This is a genomic window from Nocardia sp. A7 (assembly GCF_046549215.1).
Taxonomy (GTDB): Bacteria; Actinomycetota; Actinomycetes; order Mycobacteriales; family Mycobacteriaceae; genus Nocardia.
In genome coordinates, this window is sequence record NZ_JAJPWE010000005.1 from 598,805 (window position 1) to 612,665 (window position 13,861).

Here is a 13,861-nt window from a genome sequence, read left to right on the forward strand (position 1 = left end):
GGTCTTCCTTGTCCGAACTATTTGACGCCGATGCGCAAATGCACTGTGCCGTCGGCGTCCACGCTCTGTAGGGCCTGGTCGATCAGGGTGCTGATGTCTATGGCGGGGGTCCGGTGCACCGCGTCGGTGACCACCGGCCCCAGGATCTGCCCCAACGGGGCGATGCTCGGCCCGATCTCGGCGATCAGGGCGGTGAGATTGTCGAGGAAGGGGACGAGGCCGTCGCCGGTGAAAAAGGCGGGCACCGGGCGACTTTCGACGAGCGCCGAGCCGGATTCGACGATCGCGTTCAGCGTGACCCCGAACTCGCCGAACAGCGGGCCCGCCGTACCCAATGACGGCCCCAGCCACGCCATGTCAGCGCCGAGTGCTTGCATATCGGCGAACAGTTGCCGGAGGGCCTCGGTGCGGCTGAGCAGGGTGGCCGCGAGCAGGGTCGAGGACCGCTGCAGGGTCTGCATCGCCGTGTCGGTCCCGGCCAGCGCCCGGTCGAAGGTGTCGACCAGGCGCGCGATCGCCTCCGGATTGATCTGGTCGAGCAATTCCACCAGTCGGGCCGACAGCGCCGTGATGGTCATCGGCCGGTGAATCCGGTCGGCCGCGACGACCTGGCCGTCCTCGAGATACGGGCCCGCACCGGATTTCGGTGCGAAGGCGATATAGGGCTCGCCCAGTGCCGACAGTTGCTCGATCCTGACCTCACTGGACACCGGGATCCGGTAGCGGGTGTCGATCCGCAGCCGAACCAGCACACCCCCTGACTGCTTGCGCACCGATTCGGTCCGGCCGACCTGGACACCGGCGAGCAGAACCGGCGAATTCGGTCCGAGCCCGCCCGAATTCTCCAGTCGCAGATCGGCGGTGAGGTAGCTGATCCGCGGATCGAACCGGAGCACCCCGAGCGACATGTACCCCACTCCGAACACCAGGACCGCCGCGATGGCGGACAGTGACACTGCCGCGCGAAGATTCATCGCACCAGACCGATCATGCGCAGGGAGTCGACGATGCGGGCAGTGTGTTCTTCCTGCGTGATCGCCAACTCGACCTTCGGACCGTTGGTGGCGAACGGAACGAGCTTGTGATTGATGAGGTCGACGAGCGCCTTCATGTTCGACGGAGAGTCGGCATCGAGCGGTCGGCTGCCCAGCAGCATCGGGACCAGGGCGCGAGTGGTGTCGTCCAGCGAGGACAGCAGCGGGCCGAGCCACTGCGCGCTCGGCGCGACCGGGCCCAGCGCGGTCAACACGAAGATGACGCCGATCTGGGCGTTCACCGCATCGGTGGTGTGGTCGACACCGTACGGGGTGAGCAGTTCGTCGAGAATCGGCACATTGCGCTGCATCCCTTCCTCGACCATGGCTTCCAACCCGTCGAGCAGGGCGTCGACCGAGCTCACGTGGTTGCCGAGATCGGCGATGTCGGCGCCGAGAACCCCTGCGATCCTGGCGGTTTCGCGCGGATCCTCGGGCATGACACCGTTCACCGTGCGGACGATGCTCTGCAGATCGGTCACCGCTCCGCTGCCGATGAAGGTGGACAGTCCCGCGAGGATGTCCTCGATCGGCGGTGACTGGGTGGTGTGCGCCAGCGGGATGGTCGCGCCCGGTGAGAGCTCGCCCGCGGTCGCGTCCACCGGTTCGCTGAGCGCGATGTGCACGTCGCCGAGCGGAGTCTCCTGGCGCAGTTCGGCGGTGGTCCCGACCGGCAGCCGCACCGACTGCCGGATCACGACATCGGCGACGGCATACCCTGGCACGGCCGTCCGGTCCCCGGTGGCGGGGACGGGATCGACGAGGGTCACGCCGGTCAGCCCGCCCACGCGCACACCGGCCGCGATCACCTTGGCGCCCTGCGGGAGATTGAGCACGTCGGCGAACTCGATCCGCAGCGGGTAGGTCGGCCCGTCGACACCGGCACCCGGTACCGGCAGGTCGGCGGGCTGGAAGCCGCAGCCGGTCGCGGCGAGCAAGACCGCGAGGGCGAGCAGGACCGCGCGTCTCATCGTGCGCTCACCGCCCCCAGCAGGAAGGGCAGGGCCGGAATTGTCATCGCACCGCTTTCGCTGGCCTGGCAGGGCTGTCCGGTGATGATCTGCACGGCCGCACAGATCTCGGCCGAGTCATGTTGGGCGAGTGTGAGTTTCGGTGGCGCGTAGCCGATGGTCAGCGCTCCGCTGACCGGGTCGACCGCGCCGGCGAAGCCGCTCGCGACGGCAGGTGTCATCGCGATGATGTCGGCGAGCGAGCCGACACCGGCCGCGATCATCCGCGACAGACCCGGCACGGAGCCCACCGCACGCAACGCGGGCGATCCGAACATGATGATCACATCGTTGAGCTGGGGCAACAGTTCTGCGAGGGTGTCGACGATCTCGATGATCGGCGGGAAGGCGATGGTGACGATGTCGTCGAAGGTCTGGGGCAGCCCGGTCACCGTGGTCTCCACCTGTGCCCAGCCCCCGCGGGCTCGGTGCGCGAGTTCGGTGAGTGCGTCGAGCAGTTGGCCGAGGTGACCGATCGCCGCATCCGGTGCGGCGAGTGCCCGGCTCAGCGCGACGATCAGGTCGTTGATCTGATCGCCCGTTCCCACGGTCGCGCGATCGAGTGCCTCGATCCCCGCCCCGACGGCGGTGCGCTGGTCGGGGTCGTCCGCACCGTTGAGCTGGTCGGCCAGGGCAGCGAGTGCGTCGAAGGTCTGTGTCAGGCTCTTGGGCGTGAGGGTCTTGGTGATGCAGCCGCTCGAATTCCAGCCAGGCCCAGCGGGTTCGGCGCCGATCAGGGCGAGCCGCCGATCGGCGATCAGGGTGTCGCTGACGGTTACCGCACCGACATCGAGCGGCAGCTTGCGGTCGGCGCGCACCGTGAACTCCACCCGCGCCACCGCGCCGTCGATGCTGATCCCGGTGACGCGCCCGACCTGGACCCCCATGACCGTCACCGCGCTGCCCTCGTAAAGCCCGATGCTGTCAGGCATTTCGGCACAGTAGGCACGCGTCGGTGGGTTCGGCGTGCTCAGTCGCAGGCCGATCGCACCGGCGAGGACGAGCGTGAGGACCACCGCGGCCGACATGAATCCGCGCGAGCCGAGAAACTGTTTCCACATCAGCAGCCGCCTCCCGGCAATGGCACGCACACGGCGGGAAGTGGGATCGTCGCGCCGGACTGGTCGACACTGACGCCGCCACCCGGCGGCAGCAGCGGGAGCAGCCGTTCCTGGAGCGCGCGAACAGAATTCAGCAGGGTGCCAAGGCGCTCGCCCAGCTCTTCGAGCGCCGGGATCGCATCGGCGAGCGGCTGGACCCGCTCTTTGATCGAGGCGTCCCACGCCCGTCCGAGCGGGGTGAGGTTGCTCAGGATCGCCGCCATGTCGTGCAGGGAATCGGCGACCTGCCACTTGTCGGCCTGGATGATCTGCTCGAGCGTGCCGAGGGTGATGATCAGGTTCGCCAGTACGTCGGCATTCGCGTTGAGCGCGGTCAGGTATTCGTCGGCGATGGACAGGGTGCGGGAGATGTCGGCGTTCTGCTGGTCGAGGATCGCGACCACGTCACCGGCGGCCCGCACGACCGAGCGCACCGCCTCCGGACTCTTGTCGATCGCGGTGGACAGCGCGGCGAGATCCTGCCGGAACACACTCCCGTCGATCCCACGCACCGGCGCCACCGCGTCCTGGAACGCCTTGGTCAGGTTGTAGGGCACGATGACTCGCTCCACCGGAATCACTCCCGCACCGAGCGGTTTCGTGCCCGCGGGCAGCACCGCCACGTAGTAGCCGCCGACGAAAGTGAGCATCCGGATGTCGAGGGTGGTCTGGTCGCCGAGGAACGCCTCGTCGGCGACGGTGAACTCCATCCTCACCCGGTCGGGCAGCAGGGTCAGCGCGCTCACCTTCCCCACGGGGATCCCCGCCAGCCGCACATCGTCACCGACCCGCACCGAACCGGCCTGGGTCATCTCGGCGGAATACGTTCTCTCCGAATCGGTTCCGGTGACGTACACCGCGCCGATCGCGATCAGCAGCACCACGGCCGCGCAGATTCCCGCGATCCCCCAGCGCAACTCGTTCGCCCGCGGATCGATGCTGCCGCGTCGGCGGGTCAACGGTGGCACAGCACGATCCCCTGTCCGGCGATGAGCACCTGCAGCGGCGCGGGCGCGGTGGCGTCGCCGTGCGTGCAGGTGAGGTCGGGTCCGGTCGGCGGAATCGCCTGGGTCATCGCCTGGATGAGGCCGGGCAGGTTCTCGAACGCGGCCACCGCGTCGTACGGATCGGGGAAGGCGTTGCGCAGCGCGGTGTCGAGGTCGCCGCCCGGTTCGCCGGTGGCCCCGAAGACGTCGAGCATGCTCCGCAGCGGTTTCAGCACACCGGGAATTTCGATCGCGAAGGAGACGAGGCCGGGCAGCTTGTCGGTGATGGTGATGAACAGGTTGGTCAGATTGGTCAGCAGTTTCATGGCGTTGCCCGACTTACCACCGAGATGATCGGCGACCTGGGCCAGATTGCTCGCCAGCGTCGACAGCACCGCCTGCCGGTCGGAGGCGTAGCGGCTCAGCGTGTCGATGGCGCCCAGCGCCTGCCCGAGCCCCGTTCCGTCGCCATGGAGCACGGCGAGAATGCTGGTCGCGAACTGATTGAGATCCTCGGGCGAGAGTTCGGCGAGCACCGGCTGCAAGCCCTTGAACAAGCGGGTGATATCGAAGTCGGGCACCGTCTCCGCGGTACCGAACACCGAATCCGGATCACGCCTGCCCGCAGGCCGCTCGGGCTGCTCGACGTCCAGATATCGGAAGCCGGTGAGATTCTGGTAGCGGATGGCGATCACGGTGTTGGTGAACAGCGCACGATCGGTGCTGACGGTGAAACGCACCCGGGCCAGCGCGCCGTCGAGTTCGACCGCGCCCACCTTGCCGACCTGCACGCCGTAGAGGCGCACGTCGTCGCCGGCCCGCAGGCCGTTCGCGTCGGTGAACAGTGCTGTGTAGGTGTCGGTTTCGCCGTCGACGGGTCGTTCGATCACACGCAGCACGCCGACCAGTACCAGGCCCATCAGCATTACCGCGGTGGCTACCCGGATCAGCAGGGCACGTGTCGACATCAGCGACCGCCCCCGAGCATCGAGGCCAACGGTGTCGCCAAGCCCGGCACCCCGGCCAAATCGATCTCGGCACTGAGCACGGGGCCGTTCGCAGTGTCGCGAAAGGAGTTGTCCAGCCGAGCGATCAGTTCGCTCAGCTGCTGCGTCGAGCGTTCGGGCGTGCTGACCGACGCGGCGAGTCGGTCGAGAACGAGGCTGATCATGGGCAGGATCTCCCCGAAGTACTGGCGGGACGTACTGAGCAGTTGCGTGACCGTCGGCAGCAATTCGTATTGGATGCCGGTGAACATCTGGCTGAATCGTTGGAGCTGGTCGGGTACCGCCAGGTACTTGTTCGTGTACTCCGCGTACAGCAGCGTCAGCCCACCGGTCAACATCGGCGGCAGGCCGGTCAGCGCCGAACCGAACTGCTCGAACAGCACCGACGGCGGCAGTTGCCGGGTCTCGGCATAGGAGCGGGCGGTGGTACCGATGGCCTGCAGCAGTGGCGCGAAGGCCGTGAGGTCGCGGGAGACGGTACTGAGCAGCTCAACGAGTTTCGGGGTCAGCACCTCGTCGGTGAGCTGACCGGTCGACTTCAGCAGGGCCGACAGTGTGGCGTCGTGCACCCGATCGGCCGCGCGCCCGGTCAGGTCGACGATCGATCCGTCGGCCAGCGCGGTGCCGCCCGTCATCGAGTGCAGTTCGACGGCGCTGATACCGAAGAGGCTGCCCGGCGCGTAGTCGATGGTCAGCGCGTTCGTCAGGCCGAACAGTTGAGAACCGCTGAGCGTCAGCTCGATTCGCTGTCGGCTCCGACCCACGGACTCGATCCCGCTGACCGAGCCGACGCGCACGCCGTCGAGCCGAACGTCGGTGTCCTCCCCCACCCCCTCGCCGACCTCGGCGACCAGCAGCGCGACCGTGATCTGATCGGCGGGCACGCTGTCGGGCACGACGCGCCAGATCAGCACGGCGAGCAACGCCAGCACGACGGCGAGCACGCCGAGCACGCGGGCGCGCAGCGGTCCGACCTCGGTTCCGGGCAGAGCGTAAGCAGGCATGGCATCACCCGGTGAACGTGACGGGGGATTGGAATCCCCACAGGAGGATGGTGGCGACCATGTCGAGCGCGATGATCGCCACCAGGCTCGCCCGAATGGCGCGCCCGGAACCGATACCGACGCCCTCGGGACCGCCCGTGGCGAAATAGCCCTGATAGCAATGGATCAGCACGACAGCGATGGCGAACACCATCACCTTGACGGTCGCGGCGAAGACGTCCCAGCCGACAACGAACTGATCGAAGTAGTGGTTGTACGTGCCGGTCGGTGTCCCGTGGATGGTCGTCACGATCAGGGCGCAGGAGGCGTAGCTCAGGATCAGCGCGACCACGAAAGCCGGTGCGACGGCGAAGATCCCGGCGATCACTCGGGTCGTCACGACGAACGGCACCGACCGGATTCCGAGCGATTCCAGCGCGTCGATCTCCTCGGAGATGCGCATGGACCCGATCTCGGCGGTCATCCGGCACCCGGCCTGCGCCGCGAACCCGATCCCCGCTGCGATCGGCGCGAGCTCACGGGTCACCCCGAAGGCGGAGATGAGACCGCTGAGCTGACCGAGCGACAACAGATCAAGCGCGCTGAACGCCTCGATACCGATCGACGCGCCCATCGCCGCGCCGAGCAACAGCATCAGCGGCACCACGCCACCACCGATGATCACCGAACCACGACCCCAGGTCATGTCCGTCACCATCGTGATGGTCTGGCGCCGGTAGCGCATGAGCGCGTAGGGCACCGACGAGAGCACCTGCCAGACGAAGCCGATCACGAAGCCGATCGACTCGATCGGCCCGAGCGGACTGATGCCGCGGCGCCGGAGCCTGCCCACCCACCGCAGCCCGACGGGATAGTAGGGAGCCGCGCTCATCAGGCCATCCTCACGGGGAAGAACATGGTGACCACCTGGGTGATCACGGTGTTCAGCACAACGGCCGCGGCGATCGACATCACCACGGCCGCGTTGACCCCGTCGGCGACACCGCGCGGTCCGCCCTTGGCCTCCAACCCGCGCTGACAGGCGATGACGACGACGAGGAAGCCGAACATCAGCGCCTTGACCAGCGACACCCACACATCGATCGAGGTGGTGAAGGCACCGAAGGACTGCCAGTAGCTGCCCGGGGTGACGTTCAACGCCGACACTGCGACCACGAAACCGGAACTGACGCCGACGAAGATGATCAGGATATTGAGCAGCGGCGCGACCAACATCATGGCCGCGATGCGCGGCACGACCAGCCGCTGCACCGGGTCGATGCCCATCACCCGCAGTGCGTCGACCTCCTCGCGGATGGTCCTCGCCCCCAGGTCGGCGGCGATGGCGGCGGCGCCCGCACCGCCGAGCAGCATCGCGGTGGCCATCGGCGCGCCCTGTTTGATGACGCCCAGCCCACCCGCGGCACCGATCATCGAATCGGCACCGAGTTCGGACACGATATTGCCGACTTGGGCGGAAACGATGACACCGAACGGAATGGCCATCAAAATGCTCGGTACCGCGGTGACCCGGATCAGAAACCAGGCCTGCGTCAGAGTTTCGTGTACTTGGAATCGTCCGCGAATGGCGTCGTTGATGCCGATGTAAACGGCCACGGCGCCGATACGCAATGCCCGGCCGAAGGTGGCGACACTCGAAAGGACGGTATCGGAGAAGTTCTGTCGAATTATCCGGCCCGCACTCGCCTGTTCGGCCTCCGGTGCATCCGGGTCACTCGTGCCCGTCACACCATCTCGAGCCGGTGCGACTTCGCCGTCTACCCCTGCCATGGCGGTGACCGTACCATATGATCTGGACCACATTCCAGACACTGGTCCAGATTTTCTACCAGCGCCGAAATCCGTCGACATCGGCCGGTAGGAGGCTTCCTCGGTCACCGAAACCGTTGTGCCGAACTAGTGTCGATGGTACCGTCCAGACACATGTCCAGCTACCTGTCTCCCACGGGGCGATCGACACCAGCCCCCGCCGGAGACGACCGATCGAAACCGGGGTGTTCACGATGACCAGCGCCGCTGTGGAGCCCGTGACTTTCGACCCGTACGACTACGGATTCCACGATGATCCGTATCCGACTTACCACCGCCTGCGCACCGAGGCGCCGCTTTATCACAATCCCGATCTCGATTTCTGGGCATTGTCGCGACATTCCGATGTGATCGCGGCTTTTCGGGACAGCAATCGACTCTCCAGCGCCAATGGCGTCTCCCTCGATCCAGCGGCCTGGGGCCCACACGCGCATCGGGTGATGTCGTTTCTGGCGATGGACGATCCGCGACATATGCGCATGCGCAGGCTCGTTTTCAAGGGATTCACACCGAAGCGTGTTGCCGAGATGGAAGTGCGGATCCGGGAGATCACCCTGGAACATCTCGAGCCGGCCCTCGCGCGTGGCAGCTTCGACTGGATCGACGAGGTCGCGGGCAAGCTGCCGATGGACGTCATCTCCGAACTGATGGGTGTTCCCGAGTCCGATCGGGCCGAGATCCGCCGGTTGGCGGATCTGGTGGTGCACCGGGAGGAGGGCGTACTCGATGTGCCCGCCGATGCGATCGACGCCTCGATCCGCCTGTTCGGCTACTACACCGACATGGTCGCCCAGCGCCGGGCCGCGCCCGCCGACGACCTCACCTCGGCGCTGCTGGATGCCGAGATCGAGGACGACACCCTCACCGACGAGGAGATCATCGGCTTCATGTTCCTGATGGTCGTCGCCGGAAACGAGACCACCACCAAGCTCTTGGGCAATGCCCTCTACTGGGCCGCCGCCAATCCCGCGGAGTACGCCAAGGTCGTCGCCGAGCCCGAGCTGGTGAGCGACTGGGTGGAGGAGACGCTGCGCTACGACACCTCGAGCCAGATCGTGGCGCGCACCGCGGCGGTCGACCTCGACTACCACGGCGCCACCATCCCGGCGGGCGCGAAGGTGCTGTTGCTGATCGGCTCGGCCAACCGCGACGCGGCGGCCTTCGACGACGGCGACAGCTACGTCATCGACCGCAACGACAGCAGCGCACTGGCCAGTTTCGGTGCGGGCGTGCACTTCTGCCTCGGCGCGCACCTGGCCCGGCTCGAAGCCACCATCGTGCTCGGCGAATTCGCCTCGCGGGTCGCGAGATACGACGTCGACGCCGACGGCATCGAACGGGTGCACTCCACCAACGTCCGTGGCTTCGCCAAACTCCCCATCACAGTAGAGGTCAGCTAGTGCCCCGATTCGAACCCCATCCCGACCGCAGGCCCACGCTGGTGGCAGGCGCGTCCTCCGGTATCGGCGCCGCGACGGCCGTCGCACTGGCCGAACTCGGCCATCCGGTGGCACTCGGCGCGCGCCGAGTCGAGCTGTGCGAGGAACTCGCCGCCAAGATCCGCGCCGACGGCGGCGAGGCGTACGCCCACCGTCTCGACGTCACCGATGCCGACTCCGTCGACGAGTTCGTGACCGCCGCCGAGCGCACCCTCGGCCCGACCGAGATCCTGGTCTCCGGCGCGGGCGACATCGAGTTCTCCCTCGTCGGTGAGATGAACCCGGAACGTTTTCTGTTCCAGGTGCAGGTCCATCTCGTCGGCGCGCAACGACTCGTCCACCGCGTGCTGCCCGGGATGACAGCGCGACGGCGCGGCGATCTCGTCGTGATCAGTTCCGACTGCGCCGACAACCCGCGGCCGCGCTCCGGCGCCTACAGCGCCGCGAAGAACGGGCTGGAGGCGATGGTCGGCCAGTTGCGCATGGAACTGGAGGGCACCGGAATTCGCGCTTCGCTGGTCCGTCCCGGTCCCACCCTGACCGGGATGGGCATGGATTCGACTCCCGAGATCGTCGGGCCGGTGCTGCAGGACTGGAAGGACTGGGGCCTGGCCCGCCACCCCTACATGTTGCGGCCGAAACATCTCGCCGACGCGGTCGCGACGGTGGTCTCGGTTCCGCGTGGGGTCCACATGGTGCTGGTCGAGGTGCAGCCGGAGGCGCCGCTGCGGCCGGTGCCCGACGGCGGTGCGTCATGAGGGTCGTAGTCGACCTCGACCTGTGTCAGGGACACGGCGTCTGCCAGGACGAGGCGCCCGCGGTCTTCACCGTGCCCAAGCGCGGTCTGGTCCAGATCACCGACCCCACCCCGGGCGTCGCGGAACGCCAGGCCGTCGAGGCCGCGATCCGCTACTGCCCCACCCGAGCTCTGTCGATCGCCGACGGTGGCGAATCCGATTCCTCTGCGAAAGGCACAGACTGATGGCAAGTTTCGAGCGTTCCGAACTCGACGAGATGGTTGCGCGCTGGGTGGTGGAGAACCAGCGCTGCGAGGAGAAGGGTGACTGGAAGCCCCTGGCCGACATGTACACGGTGGACGCCACCTACGGCTGGAACTACGGTCCCAAGCAGGAGTTCATGGCTGTCGGCCGCGACGAGATCCGCGACTACGCCCTCGGCCAGGAGATGCTCGGCCTCGAGGGCTGGACCTATCCGTACCAGGAGTTCGTCGTCGACGAGCGCACCGGCACCGTGATCGGTTTCTGGAAGCAGATCAACGAGGGCAAGCGCGCCGACGGCAGGCACTACTCCCCCGAGGGCATCGGCGGCAGCTGGTTCCGCTACGGCGGCGACTTCCAATGGTCGTGGCAGCGTGACTTCTTCGACTTCGGCAATGTCTCGGCGATGTTCCTCGACATGATCACCGACAACGCCCTCTCCCCCGGCATGCACAAGCGCATCGAACGCTCGGTCTCGCGTGACCCGCTGCCCGGCTGGTACCGCATCGGCGAATCGCCCGCTTCCCTGTGGTGACCCCGATGAGCAGCTATGCCGACCTGTCCAGGGATCAGCTGGCCGCGCTGGTTCCCGAGTTGCTGCTGTGCGGTCACCTCATCGACCGGTCCGGGATGGCGCACACCATCGCCGCGTTCGGCCGCGAGGGCATGACGGCGGTCGCGATCGAGGAGTGGCAACTGGCCAGCCCGATCTACACCCGCCGGATGCAGCGGGCCCTGCGCTTCACCGGCGACAGCGTCGAGACCATCTTCAAAGGGCTGCAACTCGATATCGGCGCGCCACCGCAGTTCATGGACTTCCGGTTCCGGGTCGACGACCACGATCACGGCGAGTTCTGGCTCGATCACTGTGGGGCACTGGCCGATGTGGAACCGATGGGCGAGGAATTCGTGGTGGCGATGTGCCACGACATCGAAGACCCCACCTTCGACGCGACCGCGCTGGCCACCAATCCGCACGCGCAGGTGCGCCCGGTGCATCGACCACCGCGCAAGCCCGCCGACCGGACCCCGGTGTGCGCGTGGACGGTCGTCATCGATCCCGCCCACGTCCCACCCGCTGTTCCGCGCAATGCGCCGCTCCTCGCGAATTCCGTTGCCGCGCAGCTGGAGTTGGCCGAGATCGACGCGGGCGAGGACGGCGCGGCCGACTACAGCGGCCCGCTGCTGAGTGATCTGCGGTTCGCCGATTTCTCCCATGCGGCGTTGCGGCGGATGGCCGATGAGATCTGCCTGCAACAGCACCTGCTGACACTCGGGTTCATGGTCGCCATCCGGGAGCGCTCCGATGCCGACACCGCCCTCGCGATCGGGCGCAAGCAGTTCGCCGGGATCGCCGGACTGACCTCGGAACGCCTGCGTAACTGCCTCGGCCTCGGCCGCGATCCGCAGGCGCTCGCCACGGTCTTGCGTCTCCATCCAGCGCTGAACCCGGTGAACTACACGGGCATCGAGATCGCGCTCGCGGATGGCGGTGTGCGCCTGCGTTTTCCGCACACCAGCGGCGCGCGGACCGACGGCGCGTGGCCGTCGATGCTGACCCCCGAGGACCTGCGCCCCCTCGATGTCCTGGTCCGTGGGGTCGACCCGCGGTTCGTCACCCGCCTCACCGCCACGGATCAGCACGGCTGGACCGTCGAGATCGACGTGGCCGACCAACCGTTCCGTGAAGCTTCCGAAGTCGCGGTGACCCGATTCAGCACCGGTGCGGGGTTCGCCTTCACCGACCGGGGAATTCCCCTGCCGCTCACCGTCGTGTGAGAGATCGTCGAGAGAGATTGACATGGCACACAACTTCGCCGACCTGTTCGAACACTCCGTCGACGCCATGCCCGATCGGATCGCGCTGATTCAGCGCGATCGTCGAGTGACGTTCCAGGAGCTCGATATTCGCGCCAACCAGCTGGCCAACCAGCTGGCCGAGGCGGGCGTCGGCCACGGTACGCACGTCGGATTCCAGATGCACAACAGCATCGAGACCATGGAGACGTTGATCGCCTGCTTCAAGCTGGCCGCCGTCCCGATCAATATCAACTACCGGTACCGCCCGACCGAGCTGGCCTATGTCTACGACAACGCCGACCTCGAGGTGCTGGTCTACCACGCCTGTTACGAGGAGACCGTGCGCGCGGGGCTCGCGCTCGCTCCGACGGTGCGCCGGTCGATCTGTGTCGACGACGACCGCACCGTCGGTAACCCGGATTCGGGCGCCATCCTGTACGAACCACTCGTCGCGGCGGGAAACCCGGTGCGCCCGAAGGTCACTCGCACGGCGGATGACCTGTTCATGATGTACACCGGTGGCACCACCGGCATGCCCAAGGGTGTCATGTGGCGCCAGGAGGACATGTGGCGCGTCCTCGGCGGCGGCATCGACTTCTACTCCGGGGAACCGGTGCGCGACGAATTCCAGCAGTCCTCGACCGGTGCGCAACAGGTTCCGAGCATCTGGTTCGTGCTCCCGCCGCTGATCCACGCGGCGGCCATGATGCCGACCTTCAACGCCCTGTGGTCGGGCAACGCCGTGCTGTTCGAGCCGCGTTTCGACCCGGCACAGATCTGGCAGTCCGTCGCCACGCACCGGCCGCACATCATGGTCATCACCGGCGACGCGATGGCGCGCCCGCTCATCGATGCCTTCGACGCGGAGCCGGTGGACGCGGCCTCGCTGCTCGTGATCGCCTCGGGGGCGGCGCTGCTGTCCCAGCCGGTGAAGAACGCACTGCTGGAGAAGTTTCCGACCTCGATGGTGTCGGACTCGATCGGGTCGTCCGAAACCGGTTTCGGCGGTATCGGTTTCGCGCAGAAGGACGACGATCCGGCGCGGGGTCCCCGGGTGCAGACCGGACGCGGCGCGGTGGTCGTCGGAGAGGACGGCCGACCCGTCGCCCCCGGCGAGGAGGGCTGGCTGGCCAAGACCGGTGCGGTCCCGCTCGGCTACTACAACGACCCCGAGCGCAGCGCCCGGTTGTTCAAGTCGGTGGACGGCGCCCGCATCGTGGTCACCGACGACCGTGCTCGCGCCGAGACCGACGGCTCGATCACCCTGATCGGCCGCGGCAACATGGTGATCAACACCGGGGGCGAGAAGGTTTTCCCCGAGGAGGTCGAGGCCGTCGTGAAATCCCACGACGCGATCTACGACGCGGTGGTCGTCGGCGTCGCGCACGAACGGTGGGGCCAGCAGGTCGCGGCGATCATCTCGATCGCCCCGGGCCACACCGTCGACTTCGACGCCCTGCGCACCCACGTTCGCCCGCACCTGGCCGGGTACAAGATCCCCAAACTGCTCTGGATCGCCGACACGATCTCTCGCTCCCCCAGCGGCAAACCCGACTACCGCTGGGCCAAGGACTACGTCACCGACCGCGCCCCTGACCATCGATCCGAGTGAGACGACGCCGCGAAGCCACCGTCGAGGACGCGGGCAGAGTGGATACCGCTCCGCCCGCGTTC

14 protein-coding genes are annotated in these 13,861 nt (G+C 67.2%); 6 read left to right on the forward strand and 8 right to left on the reverse strand.

The annotated features are described in order from the left end of the window. Positions 1-17 precede the first annotated feature (17 nt). Genes ACLJPD_RS28385 through ACLJPD_RS28420 form a run of 8 tightly spaced genes read right to left on the reverse strand, consistent with a single transcriptional unit; the run spans position 18 to position 7,911 of the window. Positions 18-974: an MlaD family protein gene (locus ACLJPD_RS28385; RefSeq protein WP_410876212.1), complete on the reverse strand. Its 957-nt coding sequence runs from the start codon at positions 972-974 to the stop codon at positions 18-20. Beyond that, complete coding sequence (locus ACLJPD_RS28390; protein ID WP_410876213.1) at positions 971-2,005, reverse strand: MlaD family protein; 1,035 nt, start codon at positions 2,003-2,005, stop codon at positions 971-973. Before ACLJPD_RS28390 ends, ACLJPD_RS28385 begins: the two co-directional genes overlap by 4 nt. Beyond that, a complete protein-coding gene (locus ACLJPD_RS28395) occupies positions 2,002-3,105 on the reverse strand; it encodes an MlaD family protein (protein WP_410876214.1) in 1,104 nt (367 codons plus the stop codon). Before ACLJPD_RS28395 ends, ACLJPD_RS28390 begins: the two co-directional genes overlap by 4 nt. After that, entirely contained in the window at positions 3,105-4,112 is a 1,008-nt protein-coding gene (locus ACLJPD_RS28400; protein ID WP_410876215.1) for an MlaD family protein, read from the reverse strand. Before ACLJPD_RS28400 ends, ACLJPD_RS28395 begins: the two co-directional genes overlap by 1 nt. Continuing rightward, positions 4,100-5,098, reverse strand: coding sequence for an MlaD family protein (locus ACLJPD_RS28405; protein WP_410876216.1), 999 nt, complete (start codon positions 5,096-5,098; stop codon positions 4,100-4,102). The genes ACLJPD_RS28400 and ACLJPD_RS28405 overlap by 13 nt, the downstream gene beginning before the upstream one ends. Continuing rightward, on the reverse strand, positions 5,098-6,141 hold the full coding sequence (locus tag ACLJPD_RS28410; protein ID WP_410876217.1) for a hypothetical protein: 1,044 nt from the start codon (positions 6,139-6,141) through the stop codon (positions 5,098-5,100). Before ACLJPD_RS28410 ends, ACLJPD_RS28405 begins: the two co-directional genes overlap by 1 nt. Positions 6,142-6,145: 4 nt before the next feature. Next, positions 6,146-7,012 carry an ABC transporter permease gene (locus tag ACLJPD_RS28415; protein WP_410876218.1) on the reverse strand — a complete coding sequence of 289 codons (867 nt, stop codon included), beginning with the start codon at positions 7,010-7,012 and terminating at the stop codon, positions 6,146-6,148. Then, positions 7,012-7,911 (reverse strand): ABC transporter permease, encoded by a 900-nt coding sequence (locus ACLJPD_RS28420; RefSeq protein ID WP_410876219.1) that lies wholly within the window; start codon positions 7,909-7,911, stop codon positions 7,012-7,014. Before ACLJPD_RS28420 ends, ACLJPD_RS28415 begins: the two co-directional genes overlap by 1 nt. 233 nt (positions 7,912-8,144) lie before the next feature. Between ACLJPD_RS28420 and ACLJPD_RS28425 the strand changes: the two genes are divergently transcribed. From ACLJPD_RS28425 to ACLJPD_RS28450, 6 genes are read left to right on the forward strand one after another with little or no spacing between them, the layout of a single operon-like run. After that, the gene (locus ACLJPD_RS28425) at positions 8,145-9,350 is read left to right on the forward strand and encodes a cytochrome P450 (protein ID WP_410876220.1); all 1,206 of its coding nucleotides are present in this window, start codon (positions 8,145-8,147) and stop codon (positions 9,348-9,350) included. Beyond that, positions 9,350-10,147 carry an SDR family oxidoreductase gene (locus ACLJPD_RS28430; protein WP_410876221.1) on the forward strand — a complete coding sequence of 266 codons (798 nt, stop codon included), beginning with the start codon at positions 9,350-9,352 and terminating at the stop codon, positions 10,145-10,147. The genes ACLJPD_RS28425 and ACLJPD_RS28430 overlap by 1 nt, the downstream gene beginning before the upstream one ends. Beyond that, positions 10,144-10,371: a ferredoxin gene (locus ACLJPD_RS28435; protein WP_410876222.1), complete on the forward strand. Its 228-nt coding sequence runs from the start codon at positions 10,144-10,146 to the stop codon at positions 10,369-10,371. The genes ACLJPD_RS28430 and ACLJPD_RS28435 overlap by 4 nt, the downstream gene beginning before the upstream one ends. Next, complete coding sequence (locus ACLJPD_RS28440; RefSeq protein ID WP_410876223.1) at positions 10,371-10,922, forward strand: nuclear transport factor 2 family protein; 552 nt, start codon at positions 10,371-10,373, stop codon at positions 10,920-10,922. The genes ACLJPD_RS28435 and ACLJPD_RS28440 overlap by 1 nt, the downstream gene beginning before the upstream one ends. A gap of 5 nt (positions 10,923-10,927) precedes the next feature. Continuing rightward, the gene (locus ACLJPD_RS28445; RefSeq protein ID WP_410876224.1) at positions 10,928-12,166 is read left to right on the forward strand and encodes a hypothetical protein; all 1,239 of its coding nucleotides are present in this window, start codon (positions 10,928-10,930) and stop codon (positions 12,164-12,166) included. Between the two features lie 22 nt (positions 12,167-12,188). Further along, entirely contained in the window at positions 12,189-13,799 is a 1,611-nt protein-coding gene (locus ACLJPD_RS28450) for an acyl-CoA synthetase (RefSeq protein WP_410876225.1), read from the forward strand. Positions 13,800-13,861 lie beyond the last annotated feature (62 nt).